The following is a 25322-nucleotide window of genomic DNA, read 5'->3' as shown; positions in this document are numbered from 1 at the left end:
CCCGGGCGCGGATGGGGTCCAGTTGGATGAATTGCTGAACTCATTGTCCGCGGTACCGGACCACGCGGACTGGGCAAGGCAGTGCGCCGGCAGCGTGACCGATGCAAGTGCCGTGAACAAGCCTAGGCGGCGGGAGAATGCCGAGAGCGGTGATTTCATCTGGTTCGGTCGAGGCTAACTGGCACCCGCCATGCATCGACGGGATGGTTAACAATTTCTATCCAAGCCCGGTTAACGAATTGCTAATGCATGGAGCGACGCCGCTTGTGCCGTCCGCTTTCGGCAAAAAGCACCAACGATCGGCCAAACGGCGTCGGCAGCTGCGACACCCGATCTGTAAATCCTGGGCTCCAAGGTGATCGGAAAGGTCTCAAAGACGTTGTCGTCGCCGCATGAGTTCCTCGTTCGCCTACAGCTAGAGCAGGTGCAAGCCAGAGCGAACTGTCGGACGAGCCGGTTGCGCGTCAAGTCGCCGCCTCCTTGAAACCCTACTCGAGAGCATCTGCGACGATCTTTCCGATCTCGGCCAGGCCGTCGAATATGTCGAGGGCCCCACGATGACCTATCGATGCCGCCCGGATGGATTGCGGCGCGCTGTGCGCAATCGCGCTGAAAACGCCGTGCGCTACGGTGGGAAAGCGCGCGTGCATATTGTGCAGTCGCTTGCGGGTGGTGTCGGCCCTGGCTTGTCCATCGCACGGGCGATCGCGCGCCAGCACGGCGGCGACATCATTCTCCGCTCCAATGATCCTGGCTTGAGGGCGATCATAGCTCTTCCGAAGGAAGGACGCACCGACACCGCGATCAAGGGAAGGAAAGTGTCGTTGACACGAACGGTCCCGAGAGTGCGGCCGGCGCGGGATCGCGTGGCTTAAGCCCGAAAAGACGAATAGCTTCCGATGCCATCCGCGATGGCCGGCGCTTGCTTCCGAACCTGTCTCAAGAAAAACGATGTTCCTTGTTTGGCAAGGGCGAGGCAAATGCCGTGTCGCCAACGCTGATGGTGCTGTCGCCATCAGCCCTTACGAGCACGGCTCCGAGGGTGTCGACATCGAGATGAATGATCGAATCCGCTCCCAGCCGCTCGATATGCCGGACTGTGCCCCGCCATTTACCATCGGTCGAGGAAAGCGCCAGGTGCTCAGGCCGGATTCCGTACACCCGGCACCCCTCGGCCTTGGCCAGGGCTCCGTCGAACAGGTTCATCTTGGGGGATCCGATGAAGCCCGCGACAAAGGCGGTCCGCGGACCGTTGTAGAGCGCCATCGGAGAGCCGACCTGCTCGATGTGACCGCCGTTCAACACCACGATCTTGTCGGCCATGGTCATAGCTTCCACCTGGTCGTGGGTCACGTAGATCATCGTCGCGCCAAGGCGGGCATGCAGCTCGGTGAGCTCCATGCGCATCTGAGAGCGCAGCGAAGCGTCGAGGTTGGAAAGCGGCTCGTCGAACAGAAACACCTTCGGATTGCGGATGATCGCTCGCCCGATCGCCACGCGCTGCCGCTGGCCGCCGGAAAGTGCTTTCGGCTTACGATCGAGCAGATGCGAGAGCTGCAAAATGTCCGCGGTCTGCTTCACCTTCTCGGCGATTTCCGCCTTCGGGCGTCTCGCGAGCGAGAGACCGAAGCCGATATTCTCGGCGACCGTGAGGTGCGGGTAGAGAGCATAGGATTGAAACACCATCGCGATGCCACGCTCGGAGGGTTCGGCGTCGGTCACATCCTTGTTGTCGATGACGATCTTTCCGGCGCTTGATGTTTCCAGGCCCGAGATCATCCTCAGCAACGTCGACTTTCCGCAGCCCGAAGGTCCGACGAACACACAAAATTCTCCGGCGCCGATGTTGAGATCGACGCCCTTGATGACTTCGAGGCTGCCAAAGCTCTTCTTGACGCCATCGAGAACAACGCTGGTCATGGCTTATCCTTTCACTGCGCCGGCCGTCATGCCCGCCACGATCTGTCGATTGAAGAAGATGAACACGATCAGCGGCGGAATGGTCACAAGCAGGATGTTCATGAACAGCAGGTTGAACTGCGTCTGGAACTGTCCCTGGAAATTATAGAGGGTGAGCTGCACGGTCACGTTTTCCCGGCCGGGCAAATAGTAGAGCGGGTTGGTGAAATCGTTGAAGATCGCAATCGACTGGACGACGATGACGGTCACGGTCACCGGCTTCAGCAAGGGAAGCACAACGCGGAAGAAGATCTGCAGCGGCTTTGCGCCGTCGATGATCGCCGCCTCGTCCAGATCGCGCGGGATCGTCGCGATGAAGCTTCGAAAAAGCAGCACGGTGAACGACAGGCCGTAGGCGACCTGGATCAGGACCATGCCGGAAATCGTCTTGAACAAGCCAAGCGCCTGCAACACCCAGATCGTCGGTACCACGGCTGGCGGGATCATCAAACCGGCGAGCACAAAGGCATAGATCACCGCGTTCCATCGCGATGGCCGGCGCTGCAGCACATAGCCCACCATCGCGCCGAACAGCACGAGCAACGTGACGGCAACAACCGTGATGACCGTCGAGTTGAAGTACGCCAGCAGCAGCATGTAATTGCGGGCCTGGATCACATCCACGAAATTCGTCCAGAGTTGCCATTCGCTCGGCAATGTGAATTTAAGCGCCGCGGCATCCTGCTTGGTTTTCGCGGCCGTCAGAAAGATGAACAGGAACGGCATGACGAAGATCACGCAGCATGCGGCGAGCGCCGAGGCTCCGGTGTAAAACTGGCGCCGGGTCATACATCGACCTCCCTGCGATTAAGCCAAAAGGTGAGCGGCAGAACGATCACCGCGATCAGCACGAACAGTATGACGTTCCCGGCCGTCGAGAGGCCGTAAAAACCCGCCTGATATTGCTTGTAGATCACACTCGCGAGCACATCCGAGGAAAATCCGGGGCCACCCTTTGTCATCGCCCAGATCAGATCGAAGCTGCGCAGCCCGCCGATCAGCGACAGGGTGATGACGGTAATCGTCGCCGGCTTGACCAGCGGTATGGTGACGCGAAAGAGCATCTGCGTTCTGGTTGCGCCGTCGATGCGCGCGGCTTCGTAGTAGTCGGCGCTGATGGATGCCAGTCCGGCGATGTAGATTACCGTCGCAAGCCCGATGCCCTTCCAGAGATCGACGAGCACGATCGAATAGAGCGCCAGCGCCGGATCCGTCAGCCAGCCCGGTCCGTGTACGCCGATGGCGGCCAGCGCGACATTGATGATGCCACGCGTCGGATGCATGAGAACGGAGAAGGTAATACCGACGCCGATGGTCGACACCAGCACGGGAAAGAAGATTACCGTTCGAAGAAGACCCTGAGCCCAGAGGCCGGATGTCAGCAGCACAGCCAGAAGCAGGCCGAGAACCGTCTTCGCGGCCGACGTCGCCACCGCATAGATGACAGTGTTGGTCAGCCCCTGGATGAGGAAAGGCTCGCGAAAGAACTGCTTGTAGTTCTCAAGCCCGATGAACTCTGTCGTAAACAGATCCCAACGTGTCAGGCTGAACCAGAAGGATGCGATCGTGGGTGCCAGGAACAGGACGGTGAAGATGACCGCCGCCGGCAGGATGAACCAATAGGGGTAGGGTGACTTGCGTATAACCATGGCGGCTCCTAGGCACCTTGCCCGGATATTTGCCGGGCAAGGTGCGTCTGGATGTTACCAGTTCGGGAGGCCGAGCTGCTTGGCCTGCTTGGCGACGTCCTGGTCGTAAAGCGCGGCAGCGTCCTTGGCCGAACGGATACCTGTTCCAACCTCGACGGTGATCTGCTCGAGCGCCGGTCCTTTCACGGGCGACAGGAATTCCAGCGCCGGGCCGGCACGGCCTTCCGTCTGGAAATACGGCAGCATGTCCGTGACGGCTTGCGGCACGTCCTTCGGCAGTTCGCAGCCCTTGATCAGATAAGGACCCGACGGAACGGCCTTCGCCATCAGCTCGCAACCTTCCTTGGAGGCCACGAAATCGAGGAACTTCTTGGCTTCGTCGAGATGCTCGGCCTTGGCTGACAGATAGAGTGCCGCCGGCATCCAGATCGTCAAACCGTTCTTCGCCGCATCGGTCCCGGGTTCCGCGAAAAAGCCGACGTCTTTAACGTTGTCGGGAAAGTTCTGCTGGATGTTACCAATCCCGAAGGTCAGGCTAGGGTAGTGCGCTGCCTCACCGGTCGAGACCATGCGCATACCGTCATCGAAACTCGCCGCGCCGAAATCCTCGTTAAAGAATCCCGCCTTTGCGACCTCTTCCTGATGCTCGAAACCGCGAAGTGCCGCGGGTGTCGTGGCGTACTTGACCTTGTTGGCGGTGTAATCGTCAGCAAAGGTCGGAACTTCGGTCTGGACGTTGAAGAAGTCCGCCAGGACGAAGATCTGCGATGTCCAGGTCGTGCCGTATGTCTGGGCGATGGCGACCTTGCCGGCTGCCTTGATCTTCTCGTTGTTGGACATGAATTCGGCCCAGGTTTTCGGCGGCTGCAGGCGGAGCTCCGCGTAGATCTTCCTGTTGTAGAAAATCCCGCCGCCCATCGCCGGGCCGAAGGGTATCCCGCGCACATGACCATCGGATCCGCTGACCACCTTCTTGAAACTTTCGAGAATACCGGCGGCGGATGGGAGATCGGAGAGATCAGCCATCGTCTGCTCGGGCTTCAAGGCCTGGAACAGAGAGCCGCTGTTATACTGGAAAATGTCAGGCATCTCGCCGGTCGCCAGCCGCGTCTTGACGATGTTGTCGCCCTCGGAACCGCCCGCTCGCTGCTCCACGTCGAAGGTCACATCCGGACGCTTCTCGCTATAGGCTTTGGAAACGGCATCGAAGGAAGCGATGGTTTCCGGGTTCGTGTCGATCAATACGCTCAATGTCACGTCTGCGTGGGCGACGCTACTCGCCAGCGCCAAAGTGGCCGCCGCGATGATACTGCACTTGGTCATCCGCATGGTCTTCTCCTCCTCCAAAGGACTTGCGATTTACCGTTAAGATCAGTCACGTCGTGCGCGGCTCGCCGCGCCGTCTTGATCAGATGTCGAAGGTGATCGAATGGCTCCCATGTCCGATCTGGACACGCTCGTCATCCACTACGTTGGCGCCGTTCACCGTCAGGTTCTTCCTTGCACGATTACCGCGTATATGCACGGTTATGCCATCTGGGATTTCAAGATGGCACGTGACTTTCCCCCCGTCGATATCCCATCCGGCCTCGATGCGGCCGAAGCGCGTGTCGTGCCAGGCCGCAACGGGCGATAGCGCCGGAAGGATAGCCGGATCGAACTCGATTTCCTCGAAACCGGGCTTGTCTTCAAGCGGCCTGATGCCAGCCACATCCTCGAACAGCCATTGGCAAACGGCGCCATATGCATAGTGATTGTAGCTGTTCATATCGGGATCGTAGATCGTTCCGTCTTCGGCAAGCGCATCCCAACGCTCCCAGATCGATGTTGCTCCGCGCTCCACCTGGTAGAGCCAGCCGGGAACCTTGCGATTGAGGAACATCTTTTCGGCGAGATCGAGCATGCCGAGCCGGGTGAGGGCCGGCAGCAACGCAGGGGTGCCGATAAACCCGGTGCCGATCACGCCATCGGTCTCTTCCGCGACGCGGCGGAAATAGCCGCGACCTGCCTCTTCATATTCCAGCGGAACGAGACCATGGAGGAAGGCGATCGCCCACGATGTCTGGTCGTTATGGGCAATGCGCCCTGATGGGGAAAAGAACTCGTTCTTGAATGCCGCGCGGATGTCCTCGAGCTTGCTGTCGAGGCGCTGTGCCTCGCTCGTATCGCCGAGGACCCGCGCGATCTTCGCCGTCAGCTGCGTTGCGACGAAGTGATAGAGTGTTGCGGCGCAATCGTCGGCGACGGTCGGGCGCGGCTTTCGATTGTCGCCGACCGGCTGCAGCCAGTCGCCAAAGGTGAAGCCGTGCTCACCCCAAACCGCCGGAGGGCGGATGATCGGGCCGTTGGAAATACCCCAGAGGTAATCCAGCCAGTGCAACATCGCCGGAAAGCACTCCCGCAGGACTGCCTTGTCGCCATAATGCAGATAAAGCTGCCATGGGATGATGACGATCGCATCGCCCCAGCCGGTCGATCCGGCCCAATCGCCGCGATTGCTGATCGGATGCAGACGCGTCGGATCCGGCGAGAAGTGCGGCACTGCCCCATTCTCTCTCTGATCGTGCATCACATCGCGAAGAAATTTCCGGAGAAACGACTGGCTGTCGGCAAGCCAGCATGCGGTGCCGGCAAAGACCTGGGCGTCGCCCGTCCACCCCAGCCTTTCGTCGCGCTGCGGGCAATCGGTCGGTATCTCGATGAAGTTCGATCGCTGAGACCAAATCGTGTTCTCGACAAGCCGGTTGACGGCGGGCACGCCGGTCGTGATGCCGCCTGTCGCGACCGGCACCGAGGTGATCGGGACCATTTTGATGGAGAGCAACTTCGCATCGCCGGTGACGGTCACGCGGGCGTAGCGGAAACCCATGAAGGTGAACAGCGGCGCATAGGTTTCGACGCCATCTCCCGACAACGTGTAGACCAGTTCGGCCCTGGCGCTGCGGTAGTTGCGGTTGTCGAAGAACCGGTTTGGCCCGAGGACTTCGGAATGCTCGACGCGGACGCTCGCGCCAGCCTCGCCTTGGGCCTCGAGGCGAATATACGCCCCGGCGTTCTGGCCGAAATCATGGACCAGCCGGCCATCCTCTTCCGTCCAGCTGTCGATCGGCTCGAACGGGGCGAGCTCGACAACGGCGGCCGTCTCATGGGGCACAAGCAAGGTTTTGTCGAAGGCGAGTTCTTCAACGCCGAACGCGTCTTCCGCCCTCAAGCGGGCGTCGTAGTCCTCGCCGTAATAGATGCCGTTCCTGGTGACGGGGGTCAGTCCACTTTTCCAGGTGGAATCTGTCTTCAGCGCCAAGGCGCCATCGACGCTGAGTTCGGCAATGGCGGCTGTGCGATCGCCCCAGCAATTGAAGATCGGGTTCGACGCCCACATGAGCTGGCCGCGATACCAGCCGTCGCCGAGCCAAATCTCGATCCTGTTCTCGCCCGGCTGAAGCAGGCTGGCGACGTCATAGGTCTGATAGGCGATGCGATCGTCGTAGCAGGTCCAGCCCGGCGTCAGCAGGTCCGAGCCGACGCGGCGGCCATTGATAAAGGCGCGGTAGAGCCCGAGCGCTGAAATGGTGAGCACGGCGTCGCGAGGGGCCTGCTCAAGCTGGAAGTCGCGGGACACGAATGTGCCGGCGGTGCCTTGGCCTTCATCGCATAGTGGCGCCACCATCGCGGCGGTGAATTGAAATGACGAGCCAGCGGCAGCGCTCGCGCGCCCTTGCATAATATCCATGTCCCCTCCCGATCCGCTTGAGGCGGACCCATCAAACAAAGTGTGTATCGTTATATGTATATCATTCTACATTCCTGTTTGATGTGCAACAGAAAAATGCCTATACTCCGGGCAAGATTGATATGAACGGAAAATTATGCAGACCTTTCAGAAGGATAACGACGGAGCGCGAGCGCGGGTCACCATCCGCCATGTCGCGGAAGACGCCGGCGTCTCGGTCGCCGCGGTATCGAAAGTCCTTCGCAACGCATATGGCGTCAGCGCGCTTCTGCGCACGAAAGTCGAGACGTCGATCGAGAAGCTCAACTATCGCCCATCCGTTGCCGCCCGCGCCATGCGGGGGCGGACGAACACCATTGGCGTGCTGGCGATCGAGCTCTCTAACCCGTTCCTGCCCGGCCTGATCGAGGCGGCCAGCAACACGCTCGCCGACAGCGGCTTCAAGGCGCTGGTCGGGCTCGGGCGATCTGCTCAGCCGATCGAGGCGTCAATGATCGAGTCGATGATCGACAACCGCATGGATGGCGTTCTGATCATCGCTCCCCGTATTTCCGGCAAGGTTCTCGAGCGCTACGCCAAGCAGATTCCGATCGTGGTCATCACGCATCACGAGCCGGACGCTCAGACCTACGACACCGCCAATTCCGACGACCGGAAGGGCGCCTACCTCGCTGTCGAGGCTGCTCTTTCGAAAGGCTATCGCGATATCGCGATGCTCGGCTACGACATAGAGGGCTCACCGGCCACCATCGTCGCCGTGCAAAGAGAGCTCGGTTATCTGGACGCCATGAGGGCGGCCGGCTTGGAGGCGCGCGTGCTGCGGCTTCCGCCTGTTGATGCCGACAGAACCGCCGCCCTGAACGATTTTCTATCCGCTCTCGATCGCCCGAGAGCCGTGTTCGTCTGGTCGGATCTCGATGCCGTGCCGCTGATCAACATCGCGCGGATGCGAGATATCGGCGTGCCCTCGGACCTGGCCATCATCGGCTACGACAACTCGCCCGTCTCGGCGCTGCCGCTGGTCGGGCTGACAAGCGTCGACCAGAACCCCGTCCAGTTGGCACGAACGGCGACGCAAATGTTGCTTGAGCGGATCGATGGCAGACGCGAAGCCAGACATGTCTTGGTCGAGCCCCATGTCGAACATCGCGGTAGTTCGTGACATGACGCCGGCAAACACTTCCTGACCTCCGCACCGTCCGTCCTTTGCCCATCTTGTGCGCCGGCTTAAAACACGCTTAGCTGGTGTTAAGGGAGCGCGGATGAGGGGGTCGGCATGAAGCGGCATGGCACGTCCAAGGGGCTTGTGGACTGGTCCCGGCCGCTTAGGCTGCATCTTGGCGTGCTGGTCGTTGGATCGCTTCTCTGCACATCGGTACCAATCATCTGGATGGCCTTCAGCCAGGGAACGAGCGCGGCAGTCACCGCGGGGGCGCAACAGATGCGCGAGATGAGCCTGCGGCTCATCGAGGGATACCGAAACACATTGCAGGAAGGCACCGAAGCGGTGGCGCTGGCCTCGACCATGCGGCAGCTCGCCTCCGCGCCGCCGGCGGATATCAGCGCGAAAGAGGGCTTCTTTCTCGAGGTTCTGCGCAACGTCCCCAATGCGACAAGCGTCTACACCGGATATCCTGATGGCTCGTACCTGCAGGTGATCGCCGCCATCCGCGATGACGTCAGGCAGACGCTGTCGGCGCCCGATGGAACGGCTTTCGCGATCCGGACGATCGCCGGCAGGGACCGGCCGGACGCCGTGTCAACGCTGCGTTTTCTCGATGCCAACGCCCGCGTGATCGAGGAGAGATCGGTCGAGTACGCATCCTTCGATCCGCGGCAGCGGGCTTGGTACCAGGCGGTCGTCCAGGATGGAAAGGCGGTTTCGGTCGGGCCCTATGTCGCTGGAACCCTCAAGACGCCGACGCTGACGATCGCGGCACCCATGCGCGACGACGGCAACGTCGTGGTCGGTATCAACATCCACCTGAGGACGATCAGTCGTCTCCTGGATGCCAGCCAAATTTCGTCACGCGCCCGTGCCTACATTATCGACGATGAAGATCAGCTGGTCGCTCATTCAGACCCCGACATCATGAATAGACTGATGGATCTGTGGTCTCGAAGCGCCGGCGGCATCGGCGCGACGGCAAGCGGTTTCGACACCAGCCTGGCCACCGTGGCCAACCTGCGGCGAGATTCGGCCCTCGGCGCCGGAGGGCTCGCGCGGCTGGACCTCGATGACGAGCGCTATCTGATCCAGGTCGCGCCGATCAGCGTGTCCGGTTTGTTCGCGGGAAGCGAGGCGGCGATCGTCGTGCCATTGGCGGACCTCGTGGAGCAAGCAAACCGATCGCTGATGCACAATCTCATTATCGCTGCTGGCTTTGTCATCGCGGGTGTCGTCGCGTCGGTGCTTCTGTCACGCATGGTCAGCCGCTCGCTTAACCAGCTGGCGGAGGAGGCACGGGAGATCGGCAACCTCGACGTTCACGAAAAGACCACCTCGCATTCCTTGATCACCGAGATCAATACGCTCGCGACCGCTCTCGCGGCAAGCCGCCGGGCCATCGGCCAGTTCGCGCTCTATGTGCCACGTGAGGTGGTTCGGCGGATCGTGGGGCCGGGCGGGCCGGCCATCGTCACCGCCAAGCGGCAGGAAATAACCGCGCTGTTCACCGACATCCGCGACTTCACCACCATCTCCGAGCAGCACTCGCCGGAAGACGTCGTCGAAACGCTCTCCACCTATTTCGAACTGCTGAACAGCATTGCCGAGCGCCATGGCGGGACGGTTGTCCAATATCTCGGCGATTCCATCTTCGTCATGTGGAACGCGCCCGTCGAGACCGCAACCCATGTCGAAGAGGGCTGCCGGTGCGCCCTTGCGATGAAGGCAGCCGTGGATGCGTTGAACGATGCCAATGAGAGGGATGGACGTCCGCTGCTGTTGACGCGATTTGGACTGCACACCGGGCCGGCCGTTGTCGGCAGTTTCGGTGCCGCTTCGCGACAGCAGTACACGGCAATGGGTGATACGATCAACGTGGCGTCACGGCTCGAAGGGCTGAACAAGGAGTTCAACACGTCGATCCTGGTCAGCGCGGCGGTGAGGGATGCGGTCGGCGGTGGGTTCGATTTTCGACCGCTCGGCCTGGCGCGGCTCAAGGGGCGGGCGGGCAAGGTGGATGTGTTGGAGCTTGTCGGCGCGCGCTCGACCGGCCCGGGCTGATGAGCTCTGGGTGGTTCATTGCTCAGCTCCGCCGGACACGGGCGTTCCGCCATCACGGCGCCGGCGCCGATTTCGTACAAGCCGTGACAGGACGTTGCGCTTTTTCATCTTCCTCGGGATAAGGTCGACGTCGCTCACAAGCCTCGCACCGCCATCGCGCTTTTCCAATGTGATCTTGCGGCTATGAAACGCTTCCAGTTCGACGCGATGCCCGACGCTCAAGATAGTGGCCTTCGGCAATTCGCCGATCAGCATCTCCATCAGCCGATCCTGGCTCTTTTCGTCGAGGGCCGAGGTCGCCTCATCGAGAACGATGATATCGGGATCGTGCAACAGCAGCCTTGCAAACGCCAACCGCTGCTTTTCGCCACCTGATAATGTCTGGTCCCAAGGCGCCTCGTCTTCGATCCTGTCCTTCAGATGACCGAGGCCGACCTGCTCAAGGCCACCGCCAATCTCCTCGACCGTCCATGTGTCGGCGCCCGCCGGATAAGTCACCGCCCTGCGGAGCGACCCCGATGGGATGTAAGGTCGCTGCGGCAGCATGAAGAGGCGTTTGTCGGGGCGGAAATTGACGGCGCCATCGCCCCATGGCCAGAGGCCGGCGATCGCCCGGACCAAGGTGCTCTTGCCAGATCCGGATTCGCCTGCCACAAGCACCCGCTCCCCTGGCTGGATCTCCACCTCCGTCTCCTTGACCACTGCCGTGCCGTCGCCCAGCGAGACAGAGAGATCGTTCAAACTGAGGATCGCATCGCCTTCGGTTTCGCCGCGTTTGATACGTCCAAGCGCATTGCTCTGTTCAGCCCGCTCCAGCCCGTCGATCGACATCATCAGGGACGCGACGCGCCTTGCGCATGCGTTCCAGTCGGCGAGCCGCGGATAGTTGTCGACCAGCCATCCGAACGCGCTTTGGACAATGGTGAACGCGGATGCGGCCTGCATGACCTGACCCAAACTCATGCTGCCGTCGAGGAATTTGGGCGCGCAGAGCAGAACAGGCACGACCGGCGCGATCAGCATTGAACCGTGCGAAACCAGGGTCGTTCGCATGTACTGACGCGCCAGCAGGGCCCATTGATGCAGAACGTTGCCGAAGGTCTTTTCCAGGTCGTTGCGCTCTTCGTCCTCGCCACCGAGCAGGGCGATGCTCTCGCCATTTTCGCGCACACGCGTCAGCGTGTAACGAAATTCGGCCTCCACCTGGTTCTTGGCTTCCGAGACCTTGACGAAATGGCGGCCGATGAAGGCGATCGAGGTCGATGTGATGATGGCGTAGAGAACGGCCGTGACGACCAGAAAGCCGGGAATGGTGATCACGGTTCCAAGGATCGGCAAAGACAATGCTCCACCGATCATCCAGAGCACCACGATGAAGGTCGAAGCCGAAACGAAGGCCGCGATGACGCCGGCGACGAAGTCGACGGGGGATTCGGTGGCGATGCGCATATCCTCGGAAATGCGCGCCTCCGGATTCTTGTGGTCACCGCCGATGAGATTAAGCTGATAGTAGCGACCGCTTGCCAGCCAGCGCCCGATGAGCGCTTTCGTCAGCCATGATCGCCAACGCCGCTGCATCTTCATGCGCATGTAGACCTGAATGGTGACGAGGGCAACGCTTCCCAGCACTAGCGGCGGAAAGAGCGCGCCAAGGAAGTAGACCGTGGGCGCATCGCGCTTTTCGATGGCATCGAAAAGGCCGCGGTTCCAGACGTTTATGCCGTATTGGAAGCAGACGTTCAGTCCGATCAGCGCCAGCAGGCCGATGGATAGCGGCCAAGCCAGCTTGTCACCGCGCCGCGTCCAGTAACCGCGCGCGCTGATCCAGAACCGCTTGAGAAGATAAGCCCTTCGTGCCGCCTCGAATTCCTCGGGCGTCACGTCTTCCTCGGGTTTTAGGACCTCTGGTGGAGGGGCGATGTCAGGCGTTGGCGTGTTCTCCTGGGCCGGATCTTCTCTTTCACCCGGTTGGGTGCCGCCAGCGTTGGTCGGATCAATATCATCGTCCCTCATGACCAGCCAAACGTTCTGAAAATCAGAAAGTTTCAAAACCGCTGACAGGATGTTAGTGTGCGCCGCGTGGCTCGTCGGTCTCGTCAACGATTGATGGCAAGAACGACTGGACCTCAGCGCGCTCCTTATCCGGGAGGGTCGCAATCCTCGTCTGCCAAAAACGCTCGGCTTCCGGCGTATCCTTGTCCCAGGCTCGCGTTGAGGCCTTGTTGTCGTCAAAGGCCGCCAACCGCCGTCCTCCAAGGTGGCGATACTCGTCGGCTGTCTGCTTGGCGCGGTTCATCATCTTAGTCTCCTTTCCACGGATCCCGATGGCGAAGCACCCGACGCTGCACGCGCTTCGCCACGGGAGAGTCTCGGATGGGGTTTATTCCGAGATGCTGACACAACGAATTTTCTGACCGGTTGTTCCCGGCCAGCGTTTGGGTTGGGAACGACAGTCCGAAGCGGTCGCCGACTGGCGTGGCGTTAACCGCTCGCTGTAGCGGTCTTGAAACTCCCGCCGGAGAAACCACGTCTTTATGCGGGCCGCGAGGGAGATGCGCATGAGCTATGACGTGGTGGTGGTAGGGGCGGGCTTTTCGGCAATCGCCACTGTCTGCAATCTGATCGAGCATCTTCCCGCTTCGGCCAAGGTTGCCGTTGTTGGCGATGATCCGGGCTTTGGACGCGGAACCGCTTATCGCTCGGAGCTCTATCTGCACAGATTGAATGTGCCGGCCGGCAGGATGAGCCTCTTTCCCGACAGGCCGGATGCGTTCGTGACGTGGCTTGCCGAGCGCAAGCGTCCGCTGCGTGATGGCGATTTCGCCTCGCGCCAAGATTATGGGCTCTACGTTCGAGATACGCTCGCAGCCCTGCTGCGGGATAAGCGATCACGCTGCAAGGTCGATTTCATCCGCGCAAAGGCCACCGGCTGCGTGGAGCGCTATAGCGCCACGCTTGGCTTCCTGCTCGACAATGGCGACGAGATCGTCGGACGAAACGTGGTGCTATGTCTCGGCGTCGGCAACGCGCCGATGCCCGTTAAGCTCTCCGGACTTTCCGCGCAGGCGCGCGACAGGACTGTCGAAAATCCCTGGCGCCTCTCTTGGCTTCGTCGGGTTGAGGCACATGACAGTGTCTGCATCCTCGGCTCGGGACTCACGATGATTGATCAGGTCCTTGCCTTGTTTGCCCAAGGGTTCCGCGGCAAGATCGACGTGTTGTCGCGAAGGGGCCTTTTGCCGCACGGGCACGCAAGAGAACCAAAACCACCGGCGGATTTTGATCCGGCCAGCCTGCCGAGCAGCATGAGCGCGCTTCTGCGCGAATTGCGCCGCGAGAGCCGCCGCTCCGAAGACTGGCGCAGCGTCATGGACACCTTGCGTCCGAAGACGCAGGCATTGTGGCAGCGGCTGCCGCCGTCGGAGCGCTCCAGATTCCTGCGTCACGGTCTTGCATGGTGGAACATTCATCGCCATCGCGTGGCGCCGGATGTTTACGACAGGTTTCGCGGCATGATGGCGAGCGGTCAGGTGTCGGTTCATGCCGGATATCTTCAAAGCGTCGAGCAGGCAGGAAATCAGCTGATACTCCACTACCGCGGGCGAGGAACGCATGATGCAAGCGAGATTGCCTGCGACTGGCTGGTTAACTGTACGGGCGTGGAACGCGCCGGCATCGCTCATTCACCCTTGCTGCGGGAGATGATGCGGCAGGATTTGATCAAAGCCGACCGGCTTCAGCTCGGTATTGGAGTGGACGAGGCTTCCAGGGTTTTGGGCGGTAATCCCGGTTCAGTACAGATGCATGCGGTAGGCGCGCTGACGGCCGGTCAGTTCTGGGAGGTCACGGCTGTTCCCGATATCCGGGCACAGGCGCGCGCTGTCGCGCGGCGGATCAGCGATAGCATCGCGGGGTAAAATTCCAATGGCTTGTGTGGAGCGCGTCGGAGCTCCACGCGCGGCCGCGGAATAAGGAGCTCGTCATGACCGATATCGTCATTCATCCGCGGATTGAAAATCGCCCGAATAGCTTTACCCAGGAAGAAATCGGCTGGACGCCCTGGCTCGAGCCGCTTTCGTAGGGGGAGCTCACCGAACGGCACTGGGCCGGCCTCGTTGACGCCTCTCGGTCGAAGTCTCCGTACTTCATGCTCCTTGCGCGCGATCCGGGGATCCTCGAAGCCCGCACCAAGACCGACAAGGACATTTTCTACAATACCGAGGCAGGTTTGCCGCGTGCCGAGCGTGAGCTTTCCGCCACGGCCGCTTCGCGCAGCAACGGGTGCATCTTCTGCGCCTCGGTACATTCGCGCTTTGCGTCGCATCATTCGAAGCGCACTGAAGAGGTTCAGAGGCTGCTTGACGAAGGCACCGGCGCCGATCTCGCCAGCCCCCGTTGGAAGGCCGTGGTCGCGGCCTCGGTGGCTTTGACCGCGACACCGCCAGCATTCGGCGCGGAGCAGGTCGACCAGCTGCATGACGAGGGTCTCGACGATCTCGAAATCGCCGACGTCATTCACGGCGCCGCCTTCTTCAACTGGGCGAACCGCCTCATGCTCTCGCTCGGCGAGCCGACACCGGCGAAATAGCGGTTGTCGCCCTTAAACGGGCGACAACGATGGGTCAGATGGCGTTTGCCAGCTTGTCTTCGATATAGAGCTGGCGGAGCTTCAGCGTCTGGGGTCCAGGCTTTCCGTCGCCGACCGCCTGTCCGTCGATCGAGGTCACGGGTAGAACGAAGTTGGTCGCCGAGGTGATGAAGGCTTCGGCGGCATCCTTCGCTTCCTCTGGCGTGAACGCGCGTTCCTCGACGGGAAGGCCGGCGTTGCGAGCGATGTCGAGAACGCTCAGGCGCGTGATGCCATGCAGGATCGCGTTTGACAGGCCCCGCGTGATCAGCGTCCCATCCTTGCTGATAATGTGTGCCGTTGCCGCGCTTGCTTCGGTTACGAAGCCGTCCTCGACCAGCCAGGCGTCATCGGCGCCGACGGATGCGGCCTGCATCTTCGCCATCGAGGGATAGAGCAGCTGGACCGTCTTGATGTCGCGCCGAGCCCAGCGCTGGTCGGGAACGAGCGCAACGGAAATCCCCGTCTTGACCTTCGGGTTGTCGAGCACGGACTTGGCCTGGGTGAACAGAACCAGCGTCGGGGTTGCGTTCTCAGGGAAGGCGAAGTCTCGGTCGGCGGCGCCGCGGGAAATCTGCAGATAGATAAGCCCCTCCCGAAGATCGTTCCTGCGGACGATCTCGCGATGAACTTCAAGTAGTTCCTCTTCCGTCAGCGGGCAGGCGATGCCCAGTTCGGCCGTGGAGCGCTGCAGGCGTGCCGCGTGACCGGCATACTCCAGCAGCTTGCCGCCGATCACGCCGGTGACTTCGTAGATCGCGTCGGCGAACAGGAAGCCGCGGTCGAAAATGGAGACTTTCGCGTCAGCTTCGGCGAGCCAGCTGCCATTCAGATATACGGTACGGGTCAAGATCAGTCCTCGTTCAGATTTCAGGCTTGGAAAAGGGCGCGATATCCACGCCAGCGGCGATAAGTTTGTCACGCAGGGCGCGCGCCGTTACCGCCGCACCCGGCGTATCGCCGTGAATGCAGACGGTGGCCGCGGTGACGTCGAGGCTTGCGCCACCGACCGTCGGAATCTTGTTGTTGCAGACCATCGAGAGCACCTGGTCGACGCTTTGGTCGACATCATGAATGACCGCGCCCTCCATTTGCCGTGGCGCCAGCATGCCATTTTCGAGATAACTGCGATCGGCATAGACCTCGCAGGCGACGCTGAGGCCGGCGGCCTCGGCGGCCCGCATGGTCCGCGAATAGGGGAGGGTGATGAAGACGAGGTTCGGATCGACGGCGCGGATGGCGCGCACGCAAACCGCCGCCAGTTCCGCATCCTCGGCCGCCATGTTGCCAAGCGAGCCATGTGTCTTCACATGGGTGATCGGCCAGCCGAGCGCCGACGCCATCCCCTGGATCGCGGCGATCTGATAGATGATCTGCGCCTCTATATCCTCAGGCCGCTCGCCCGAAATTCTGCGTCGGCCGAAACCGTAGAGGTCCATGAAGGATGGATGGGCGCCGACGGCGACGCCATGCTTCTTGGCGTTCAGGATCGTGTCGCGCATGACAATAGGATCGCCGGCATGGAAACCGCAGGCCACGTTCGCCGTGGTAATGATCTTCATCATGGCCGCGTCGTCGCCGATCTTGTAGGCGCCGAAGCTCTCGCCCATGTCGCAGTTCAAATCTACTGATACCATGGCTGAACTCCTTGTTCGCGAGGGCGCCGCCGGCCATTCGTCAATCGCCGCTGAGCGTGTGATAGTGCTTGACATACAGTTGGTGTACTGAAATGACAAGGGCATTGTCGATTGAGGATCTCGCTTGTCGAGACGTGTTTGATGGTGATGGTGGAAATATCTCTCGCTTTCCGTTTGCGCTCGGCACCTAGGCATCTGGAGCGGCATGTTACCGCGTCCGCGCCCCTCTTGCAGGTAAAGTCGCGCCCATGGCCATGATGCAGTCGGTCCATCCCAACTATCCGCGCATTATCGCGTGCGGCGACAGTGCGCTGGTGGTCGAATTCTCCGACCAGATCGATGAATATACGAATGAGCGTGTCATTGCCTTGGCGGACATGCTGGCGACGCGGCCGATAACAGGCGTCATCGAAACCGTTCCAACCTACCGTTCGCTCCTTGTCGCTTATGATCCCGTCATCATACGCGGGAAGACGCTTTCCTCTTCGCTCCAAACATTGCTTGGCCAGCTGTCGGTGGGCGGCGCAACCGCGCGCCGGATCACCGTACCCGTTCTTTATGGCGAGGAGGTCGGGATCGATCTCGATGAACTCGCGGATATGAAGCAGATGTCGCGCGAGGAGCTGATCGCGTTGCATGCGTCCGCCGATTATCGCGTCTATATGATCGGCTTCGCGCCGGGCTTTTCCTATCTCGGCGGCCTGCCTCGGCAATTGCATACACCGCGCCTGGCCGTTCCGCGCCAGCGGATCGACGCGAGCGCGATCGGCATTGGAGGCAAGCAGGCCAGCATCAATTCCGTTCCCGGACCAAGCGGTTGGCGCTTCATCGGCCGCACGCCGCTCAAGCTGTTCGATCCCTCGCGACCTCAGCCATTCCTTTTGCGCGCGGGCGATCGCGTGCGCTTTCGTCCTGTCGGCGCCGACGAGGCCGAAAGCCTCGATGCCGCCATCAGCCGAGGCGAGGCGGTGGAGGAGTGGGAGGCACCATGACCATGCTCCATATCAAGCAAGCCGGCCCCATGCTGACGGTCCAGGATCTCGGACGCACCGGGCTCATGCACCTCGGCGTCTCCGGCGCCGGTGCGATGGACCGGACGTCGATGCTGATCGCCAACCGGTTGGTCGGCAACGCGGATAGTGACGCGGCGCTGGAGTTCGCGCATGTCGGCGGGGCGTTCGTGGCCGAAAAACCGGTACGTTTCGCGGTAACCGGCGGCGCCGTCGATATCACCGTCGACGGTCAGGTCAGGCATGGTTGGGAAAGCCACTGGCTCATGCCGGGCGAGGTGCTGAAGATCGGCGCCCTGCGGCGGGCCGTCTGGGGTTATCTCGCCATCTCGGGTGGCATCGACACGCCGAAGGTTTTGGAGGCGCGCTCGACGCATCTTCGCTCCGGTCTCGGCGGTATGGAGGGACGGCGTCTTGCGATCGGCGATGCGCTGCCGCTTGGCGAGACCAAGAAGTCTTCGCTCCTCGCATTGCGCAAGCCCTTCTCGCGATCGAACGGTCCGGTGCGCGTCGTTCCGGGGCCGCAGGCGGATCATTTCGACGCGGCCGCCTGGAAGAATTTCCTGCGGGAACCCTTTAGTGTCACCCCAAGCCGGGACCGGATGGCGCAGGTTCTCGATGGTCCCGCCATCCGTGCCTTCGCCGGTCACGATATCGTCTCTGATGGGACGGTGGCGGGCTCGATCCAGGTGCCGTCGTCCGGGCGGCCGATCGTGCTGATGGCGGAGCGCCAGACCACGGGCGGCTACCCGAAGATCGCGACCGTTGCCTCGGTCGACATGCCAAGATTGGCGCAGACGGCGACGGGCAGCACCATTCGCTTCAAATCCATATCCCAGGAAGAGGCGGAAGATTTGCTGATCGCGCGCTATAACGCGCTCGCGAATATCCTTGCTTCTCTCGAGGAAAAACCAGGGGACGCGGCAAAGGTGGAGGACCGACAAACATGAGCCAACCGCTTGCCAAGCAGGCCTATGCGAAAATCATTGAGATGATCCTCGCCGGCGGGCTGAAGCCTGGAGACGTCTTGCAGGAGGCGAAGCTCGGCGAGGAACTTGCCATGTCGCGCACGCCGGTTCGCGAAGCGATCAAGCGTATCGAGGCCGAAGGACTTGCCGTTCAGGACGGGCGCTTTCTCAAGGTTCGCACGCTGACCCCGGGCGAGGTGAACGAGATCTTCTTTCTCAGAAGTGTCATCGAAGGCTATTGCGCCCGCCATGCGACGGCGGTCGCGCCCGCTATCCTCGACAATCTCGAACGGCGCGTGGCCGCCCTGATGACGGAAGGGCCTGGTGAGGAGGACGAGCAGCGCCGGGTCGACGACGATTTCCATCTGACGCTGGCCCGCTCCACATCCAACGAGATGATGGTGCGCACCATCAGCGATCTCAGGCGCCGGACCTGCATGTTCGACCACAGCCTCGTTCCCGCACGCTATCTGAAGGGCTGCGAGGAGCACCTCGAAATCATCGCGGCGCTGCGCGCCAAGGATGGCGAGCAGGCTGGAAAGCTGATGAGCCAGCATGTTCTCAATGCCCGCGATGCAATCGTTGGGCGGCTTGAACACAATGAGCGGAAAGCAGCGCGATGAAGTGCCTGATCGTTCAGCCCATTCACAAGGATGGCCTTGACCTCTTGCGGCAAGCCGGCGTCGAACCGATCCCGTGCCCATCGCTGGACGAGGAAACCGTATCGAGACTGATCGTCGGGTGCGACGCCGCCATCACCCGCGATGCGGGCCTGCCGGCCGCGCCCATTCTCGCGAGCGATCGTCTGAAGGTTATCGTCGTCCACGGCGCCGGCCACGATGCGGTCGACAAGCGCGCGGCGCATGAGAAGGGCGTGCTGGTCTGCAATACACCCGGCGCCAACGCGCAATCGGTTTCGGAACTCGGATTGGGGCTTATGCTCGCCGCGGCCCGGCTGGTGCCGGCCGCCGATCGCGCTGTTCGTTCCGGCGAGCGCGGCTTTCGCGAGGCCCATACGTTTCATGAATTGTCCGGCAAGACCGCGCTCGTCGTCGGCTGGGGCGCGACGGGCGCCGGATTGGGGCGGATGCTTCACGCGGCGCTCGGCATGCGGGTTCTCGTCTTTTCGCCGAGAAGCTCGGATACCGGTTCGTTCCAGCGGGTAACCACGCTTGCCGAGGGCCTCGCACAGGCCGATGTCGTCTCGCTCCACACCCCCATGCGTGAGGAAACACGCGGAATGATCGGCACAAGTGCTTTCGCGGCCATGAAGCCGGGCGCCATTCTCGTCAACACGGCGCGTGCCGGCTTGATCGACGAACCGGCACTTGCCGAGGCGCTCGCGAGCGGGATTGTCGCCGCTGCCGCGCTGGACGTCTATTCGCCAGAAGCACCGAGCGGTCCACTGGGCGCCACCGAGCGCGTCATCTTCACCCCGCATCTCGGCGGCACGACGCCCGAGGCGTTGCAGCGGGTCGCGGTCGGCGCCGCCCGCAATGTGCTCCTGGCGCTTTCCGGCGAGAAGCCGGCCACGACCATTGAATTTCTGCCGGAGGTAGTCGCGTGAGCAAAATCATCAGGGACACGATCGATAGACTGCTCGATCGCATCAACACCATCTCCGATCCCGGCCCGGGCTTCACCCGCCCATCCTACAGCCCACTCGAAAGCCGCGCGCATGAAGTGGTCGCCCAGGAAGTAGAGCGCCTGGGCATGACCGTGACCCGGGACGCCGCGCTCAATCTCTTCGCGCGCCTGTCGGGACGTGATCGCGACGCCCCGCCGATCTACATCGGCTCGCACGTCGATACGGTTTCCATGGGCGGCGCTTATGACGGCGCGGCCGGCGTCGCCGGCGCCGTTGCGCTTGCGGCTGCCTTCGTGGACAGCGGGCAGGCGCCGCCGGTCGATCTTGTCGTTACCGTGACGCGCGCGGAGGAAAGCGTGTGGTTTCCTGTCTCCTACGCCGGCTCGCGGGCAGCGCTGGGACGCCTGACCGCGCCTGAACTGCAGGCGAAGCGAGCCGATAACGGCCGGACCCTCGGCGACCATATCCGCGCTGAAGGCGGAGATCCTAATGCGATTTTGAATGGCCCGGGCCTTTTGCCGGCGCGCTTCATCGAGCTGCATATCGAGCAGGGGCCGGTGCTCGACGACGCGAAGGAAGCGTTCGGCATCGTCGATGGCGTACGCGGCGGATTGCGATATCGCGAGGCGCGCATCGACGGAACATGGGCGCATTCAGGCGGAGCGCCGCGCGCCGCTCGCTCGGACGCGGTCTTCGCGCTGGCCGATCTGATTGTCGCAATGGACAAGCACTGGGGTGAGATCCTCGATGGTGGCGACGATCTCGCCGTCACCTTCGGTCGGGTCGATGCGGCGAGCTCCGAACACGCCTTCGCCAAGGTGCCGGGCCGCGTCGATTTCTGCGTTGATCTGCGCAGTGACGATGTCGCGGTTCTCGAACGCGCCGATGCGCTGCTGCGGGCCGAGGCGGCATCGATCGCGGCCTCGCGTGGCGTGCGCTTCGACTTCGGGCAACAGTCGCGCAGCCAGCCGACCCGGCTGTCGACTGATCTCGGCAACATGCTTGCCGATGCGGCGAAACGGCTCGGCCACTCCCCGCGCCGGATGCTGTCGGGGGGCGGCCATGATGCGGCAGCCTTCGCGCAGGCGGGCTGGGACTCCGTCATGGTGTTCCTGCGCAACTGGAACGGCAGCCACAATCCCGATGAAGCCATGGACAACGCGGATTTGGCCGCGGCAGTCGAAACCTTGTACGCCGCGATTGCCGGCGAGACGGGCGGTTCACGATGAGTGAAAAGGAAAACCTGACACAACAGGTCTATCGCGATCTGAAGCAGCGTATCCTGGAAGGGCAGTTTTCCTCCGGCGATATGCTGACGGAGCGTTCGCTCGCGCAGGACTCCGGTATTTCCCGCACGCCACTGCGCGCGGCGATTTCCCGGCTGGAAAAAGAGGACGTGATCTCAAGGCTGCCGAACGGCGCGCTCATGGTGCGCCAGGTGACCGTGGAGCAGCTGCTGGAGATCGTCCAGCTCAGACGCTTGCTCGAAGGAGCAGCAGCCGAGACAGCGGCCACGCGACCGCTCACGCCCGATCTCATCCAGTCGCGCGAACGCATGCGTGCCTACGCCAATGGCGGCGACATCGCTTTCGATCACTTCTGGCTCGACGACGATGCATTTCACAATGCCGTCGCCCATGCCGCCGAGCTTCCTCTGCTCGCGACCATGCTGACCGAGATGCGCGGCATCGCCCGCCGCTGCACGATCACCCGCACACACGACCGCTTCGACCAGCAGGCGCTCGAGCACATCGCGGTCATCGATGCGATCGAAGCCGGAGACGGCGTCGCTGCAAGACTAGCGATGGAGGCCCACTTCGACAGCGTGCGCGCCCGCTTCCTGGGCTGGCTGGCGCGGAGCTGAGGCAATGAAAATGCAATCCAAGATACCCAATGACGGCCTGGACGATCTTCGCGGAAGCGAGGCTTCGTTCTCGCGAGACGAATTCGCCAGGCGTCAGGCGCGGGCAGTGTCGGCGCTGGTGGCCAGCGGCCACGAGGCGCTTGTCGTCACCGGGCCTGAGACGATCTATTGGCTGACAGGGCGCCAAACCGCCGGATACTTCGCGTTTCAGGCGCTGATCCTCACGGCATCGGGCGAGCTCACGCTGCTGGTGCGGCAGCTGGAACTCTACGGAACGGTGGCCAATACCTGGCTTTCCGACATCGTCGTCTACCAGGATGGCGAGAGCCCTGTCTCGGCGCTGGTGGCACTGCTTCGAGACCGCGAGATCACGCGGCCGGCGATCGAGCTCGGTGGCTGGTTCCTGCCGCCCAGGCTCGCGGATGAGATCGCCAGGGAGCTTGGACAGCAGCGTCTTGCGGATGGCTCGGACATCCTGCCGCCGTTGCGCATGGTCAAATCAGCCGATGAACTCGCCGCGATCCGTGCTGCCGCGCGTTATGCCGAAGCGGGCATGATCGCGGCCATCGACGCCTGCCGTGGTGGCGCCAACGAAAACGACATCGCCGCGGCCATGCTGCGGGCCGCAACGCAGGCCGGTTCCGAGGCCATGGCAATGGAGCCGCTCGTCTCGTCGGGACCACGCAGCGGCCTGCCGCACATGACCTGGCGCCGGCGCCTGTTGGAAGCGGGCGATCCCGTTTTCCTCGAACTCGCGGGCAGCCATGCCCGTTATCATTCCGCGCTCATGCGCAGCGTCTGGATCGGCGGCCCGCCGGATGACGCACAGCGGATGATGGATTGCTCGCTGCGCGCCCTTGATGCCGCGCTATCGGCGATCCGCCCGGGCGCGCCGTGTTCGGCGCCGCATGAGGCCGCACAGAGCGTCATCGACGAGGCCGGCTACACCGTCGCGTTTCGCAAGCGTATCGGCTACTCGATGGGCGTCGCCTTCGCGCCCGACTGGGGCGAGGGGGGGATCCTCAGCCTGTTTACCGGCGTCTCGCGCGTAATCGAGCCCGGCATGGTGTTCCACCTGCCTGCCACGCTTCGCAGCTACGGCCATTGGACGGTCGGTGCGTCGGAGACGGTGATCGTTACCGAACACGGCGCCGAGCCGCTATCGAGCCTGCCCAGAACCCTCACCATTCGCTGATCAAGATCATATCGCCATCACAAAGGAGACCACCGTGCGCTCACTCTTCCATCTCGCCTACCACGTCACCGATCTCGACGCGTCGAGACGCTTCTACGGCGACGTCCTCGGTTGCGCCGAAGGCCGTTCGACCGATACCTGGGTCGATTTCGACTTCTTCGGCCACCAGATCTCGCTGCACCTCGGCAAGCCGTTCGAGGTCACGCGCACCGGCAAGGTCGGCGATCACATGGTGATGATGCCGCATCTCGGCGTCGTGCTGCCGCTCGATGATTGGTTCGCGCTCGCCGAACGCCTGCAAAAGGGCAACGTCGCCTTCGATATTCCGCCAGTCGTCCGTTTCGAGGGTGAGCCGGGCGAGCAGCGGACGATGTTCTTCTTCGACCCGAGCGGCAACCCGATCGAAGTCAAGGGCTTCAAGGACTTCGACAGCGTCTTCGCGCACTAAAAAGAAAAGGACCGGGCGATCATCTCGCCCGGTCCTTTTTTTATGCAGGTCGCGGTTGTCGCTCAGTCTAGAAGACGCTCGGCGACTTCGTCAGGAGCTCGTTGCCATCCCTGCCGATGATGATGATGTCTTCGAAGAAGGCAGCACCAACGCCGTCGAGCGATAGAAACGCCTCGACGCCGAATGCCATGTTCTCTTCCACGACATCTTCAGGCATCGACATGGTCGTCGAGATGCGCGGCAACTCGAAGCCGAGACCGATGCCGTGGCCATAGAAGGGGAAGTTCTTCATGATCGGCGAGATCGAGCCGCCGAATGCCGCCGTCATGCGATCACCTTCGGCCGCGACGTCAAGCAGCTTCGTGCCGGGTCTCAGCATATCCGACAAGCGGTGCACGATGTTGCCCGCGGCTTCGATCAGGCGCAGCTGTTCGCTGTTGGCCTTGCCACGCACAGCCGTACGGCCCGGGTCAAGGTAATATCCCTGAAACAGCGGGCCATGGAGCGTGCCGGTGACGATGTCGCCGACAGCAGGCACGTCGGCGCTGTAGCCCGTGAGCGGGAAGCGCTGATCGAAGCCTAGCGTGTCGCCATGGTTGGTGCCGATCATCTGGATGCGGCCACCGCGGCGGACGACCTCGCGAGCGGCCTCGCCGGCCGCTTCACGCTCCGACATGCCGCTGATCAGGCTTTCCATCAGGATCGTCATTCCCGCCGTCGCGGTCTCGCCCGCGACGCGATAACAGTCGAGTTCGCGCTTGCTCTTGATCCGCCGAACGGATCTGACAAGATCGTCGGCCGGGAGCCATTCGATATCGGGCGCAATGGCTTCCAGCTCGCGGTAGTATTTCACCGGGATCAGGTTGGTGCCAACAAGCGCGACGGGGCCCTTCACGCCGCGTTCGACGAGCGAGCGGGCGACGCTTTCGAATGGATGATTGCTGCTGAGCACATCATCGATCGATACCAGATCGCGACGAACTTCCGGCTCGTCGATATGCAGCTGCGGCGCAAGTCCTTCCTGTAAGATGACGCCCGCGAAGGATCTTGCGGTCCAGATCAACGAGTCCATGCCGCTGCTGATGGCATAGTGGTTGGAGAGGTAGAGAATGTCGCCGCAATTGTCGGTCGTTCCGCCGCCGCGTCCGAAGACGACCGTCGTGGCAAACCCACGCCGTTTCATCTCGTTTTGAACGCGATCCCAGCGCGCCTCGTATTCGTCCAGCGGAAAATAGCGATCCATCATGTCACTCCGTATGCACTCTCGCGGTAAGGCCTTGATTTTCGGTACACCACGAGTATCCGAACGTCAATCGAGCGATGCGCGGTTCTGCTAATTAAAGCATCAGCCGACGAAATGTGCTCATGATATAATCATACTCTGCTTAAATTACACGCACGAAGCCGATTATGTGGGC

The 25322-nt window shown here is 62.0% G+C and carries 21 protein-coding genes and 2 pseudogenes; 13 read left to right on the top strand and 10 right to left on the bottom strand.

Annotated elements, in window-relative coordinates; all coding sequences use genetic code 11:
- Nucleotides 1–479: 479 nt before the first annotated feature.
- Nucleotides 480–875 (top strand): annotated as a pseudogene (locus tag ACCD05_RS12355) (two-component sensor histidine kinase); the annotation flags it as partial.
- A gap of 64 nt (nt 876–939) precedes the next feature.
- Here ACCD05_RS12355 and ACCD05_RS12350 read toward each other — a convergent pair.
- The 5 genes from ACCD05_RS12350 to ACCD05_RS12330 form a co-directional block, all read right to left on the bottom strand.
- On the bottom strand, nt 940–1920 hold the full coding sequence (locus ACCD05_RS12350; protein ID WP_413392948.1) for an ABC transporter ATP-binding protein: 981 nt from the start codon (nt 1918–1920) through the stop codon (nt 940–942).
- Between the two features lie 3 nt (nt 1921–1923).
- Complete coding sequence (locus ACCD05_RS12345; RefSeq protein ID WP_111564526.1) at nt 1924–2748, bottom strand: carbohydrate ABC transporter permease; 825 nt, start codon at nt 2746–2748, stop codon at nt 1924–1926.
- Complete coding sequence (locus ACCD05_RS12340; RefSeq protein ID WP_413392946.1) at nt 2745–3608, bottom strand: carbohydrate ABC transporter permease; 864 nt, start codon at nt 3606–3608, stop codon at nt 2745–2747. Before ACCD05_RS12340 ends, ACCD05_RS12345 begins: the two co-directional genes overlap by 4 nt.
- 54 nt (nt 3609–3662) lie before the next feature.
- Nucleotides 3663–4937, bottom strand: a complete 1275-nt coding sequence (locus ACCD05_RS12335) for an ABC transporter substrate-binding protein (protein WP_413392944.1) — start codon at nt 4935–4937, stop codon at nt 3663–3665.
- A gap of 79 nt (nt 4938–5016) precedes the next feature.
- Nucleotides 5017–7329 (bottom strand): family 78 glycoside hydrolase catalytic domain, encoded by a 2313-nt coding sequence (locus ACCD05_RS12330; protein ID WP_413393076.1) that lies wholly within the window; start codon nt 7327–7329, stop codon nt 5017–5019.
- A 145-nt stretch (nt 7330–7474) separates the two neighbouring features.
- Between ACCD05_RS12330 and ACCD05_RS12325 the strand changes: the two genes are divergently transcribed.
- Nucleotides 7475–8500, top strand: coding sequence for a LacI family DNA-binding transcriptional regulator (locus ACCD05_RS12325; RefSeq protein WP_413392942.1), 1026 nt, complete (start codon nt 7475–7477; stop codon nt 8498–8500).
- A gap of 114 nt (nt 8501–8614) precedes the next feature.
- On the top strand, nt 8615–10567 hold the full coding sequence (locus ACCD05_RS12320) for an adenylate/guanylate cyclase domain-containing protein (protein WP_413392940.1): 1953 nt from the start codon (nt 8615–8617) through the stop codon (nt 10565–10567).
- A 15-nt stretch (nt 10568–10582) separates the two neighbouring features.
- On the opposite strand, the gene ACCD05_RS12315 is transcribed toward ACCD05_RS12320, so the two are convergent.
- Together ACCD05_RS12315 and ACCD05_RS12310 are read right to left on the bottom strand one after the other, a co-directional pair.
- On the bottom strand, nt 10583–12580 hold the full coding sequence (locus tag ACCD05_RS12315; protein ID WP_413392938.1) for an ABC transporter ATP-binding protein/permease: 1998 nt from the start codon (nt 12578–12580) through the stop codon (nt 10583–10585).
- A 52-nt stretch (nt 12581–12632) separates the two neighbouring features.
- Nucleotides 12633–12866 (bottom strand): hypothetical protein, encoded by a 234-nt coding sequence (locus ACCD05_RS12310; protein ID WP_413392936.1) that lies wholly within the window; start codon nt 12864–12866, stop codon nt 12633–12635.
- A gap of 253 nt (nt 12867–13119) precedes the next feature.
- Between ACCD05_RS12310 and ACCD05_RS12305 the strand changes: the two genes are divergently transcribed.
- Together ACCD05_RS12305 and ACCD05_RS12300 are read left to right on the top strand one after the other, a co-directional pair.
- Complete coding sequence (locus ACCD05_RS12305; RefSeq protein ID WP_413392935.1) at nt 13120–14484, top strand: FAD/NAD(P)-binding protein; 1365 nt, start codon at nt 13120–13122, stop codon at nt 14482–14484.
- Between the two features lie 65 nt (nt 14485–14549).
- Nucleotides 14550–15155, top strand: a pseudogene (locus tag ACCD05_RS12300) (alkylhydroperoxidase domain protein).
- Between the two features lie 34 nt (nt 15156–15189).
- On the opposite strand, the gene ACCD05_RS12295 reads toward ACCD05_RS12300, so the two are convergent.
- Both ACCD05_RS12295 and ACCD05_RS12290 read right to left on the bottom strand, forming a co-directional pair.
- Nucleotides 15190–16050, bottom strand: coding sequence for a D-amino-acid transaminase (locus ACCD05_RS12295; protein ID WP_111564595.1), 861 nt, complete (start codon nt 16048–16050; stop codon nt 15190–15192).
- Between the two features lie 7 nt (nt 16051–16057).
- Nucleotides 16058–16831, bottom strand: coding sequence for a LamB/YcsF family protein (locus ACCD05_RS12290; protein WP_413392933.1), 774 nt, complete (start codon nt 16829–16831; stop codon nt 16058–16060).
- A 248-nt stretch (nt 16832–17079) separates the two neighbouring features.
- On the opposite strand from ACCD05_RS12290, the gene pxpB reads away from it, so the two are divergent.
- The 8 genes from pxpB to ACCD05_RS12250 are packed head-to-tail and all read left to right on the top strand — an operon-like array spanning nt 17080 to nt 23904.
- A complete protein-coding gene (gene pxpB, locus ACCD05_RS12285; RefSeq protein WP_111564533.1) occupies nt 17080–17823 on the top strand; it encodes a 5-oxoprolinase subunit PxpB in 744 nt (247 codons plus the stop codon).
- Nucleotides 17820–18791, top strand: a complete 972-nt coding sequence (locus tag ACCD05_RS12280) for a biotin-dependent carboxyltransferase family protein (RefSeq protein ID WP_413392930.1) — start codon at nt 17820–17822, stop codon at nt 18789–18791. The genes pxpB and ACCD05_RS12280 overlap by 4 nt, the downstream gene beginning before the upstream one ends.
- The gene (locus ACCD05_RS12275) at nt 18788–19432 is read left to right on the top strand and encodes a GntR family transcriptional regulator (protein WP_413392928.1); all 645 of its coding nucleotides are present in this window, start codon (nt 18788–18790) and stop codon (nt 19430–19432) included. The genes ACCD05_RS12280 and ACCD05_RS12275 overlap by 4 nt, the downstream gene beginning before the upstream one ends.
- Complete coding sequence (locus ACCD05_RS12270; RefSeq protein WP_413392926.1) at nt 19429–20376, top strand: hydroxyacid dehydrogenase; 948 nt, start codon at nt 19429–19431, stop codon at nt 20374–20376. Before ACCD05_RS12275 ends, ACCD05_RS12270 begins: the two co-directional genes overlap by 4 nt.
- Nucleotides 20373–21626, top strand: coding sequence for a hydantoinase/carbamoylase family amidase (locus tag ACCD05_RS12265; protein ID WP_413392924.1), 1254 nt, complete (start codon nt 20373–20375; stop codon nt 21624–21626). Before ACCD05_RS12270 ends, ACCD05_RS12265 begins: the two co-directional genes overlap by 4 nt.
- Nucleotides 21623–22261: a GntR family transcriptional regulator gene (locus ACCD05_RS12260; protein WP_413392922.1), complete on the top strand. Its 639-nt coding sequence runs from the start codon at nt 21623–21625 to the stop codon at nt 22259–22261. The genes ACCD05_RS12265 and ACCD05_RS12260 overlap by 4 nt, the downstream gene beginning before the upstream one ends.
- A gap of 4 nt (nt 22262–22265) precedes the next feature.
- Nucleotides 22266–23456 carry a M24 family metallopeptidase gene (locus tag ACCD05_RS12255; protein ID WP_413392920.1) on the top strand — a complete coding sequence of 397 codons (1191 nt, stop codon included), beginning with the start codon at nt 22266–22268 and terminating at the stop codon, nt 23454–23456.
- A gap of 34 nt (nt 23457–23490) precedes the next feature.
- Nucleotides 23491–23904 (top strand): VOC family protein, encoded by a 414-nt coding sequence (locus tag ACCD05_RS12250; protein ID WP_413392918.1) that lies wholly within the window; start codon nt 23491–23493, stop codon nt 23902–23904.
- A 67-nt stretch (nt 23905–23971) separates the two neighbouring features.
- Here ACCD05_RS12250 and ACCD05_RS12245 read toward each other — a convergent pair whose 3' ends face one another.
- Nucleotides 23972–25147 (bottom strand): M24 family metallopeptidase, encoded by a 1176-nt coding sequence (locus ACCD05_RS12245; protein ID WP_413392916.1) that lies wholly within the window; start codon nt 25145–25147, stop codon nt 23972–23974.
- Nucleotides 25148–25322: the final 175 nt, after the last annotated feature.

The organism is Rhizobium sp. Rhizsp42, from assembly GCF_047304155.1.
GTDB lineage: Bacteria > Pseudomonadota > Alphaproteobacteria > Rhizobiales > Rhizobiaceae > Rhizobium.
The sequence above is the reverse complement of the archived record's forward strand: the minus strand, read 5'-3'. Positions and strand labels throughout refer to the sequence as shown.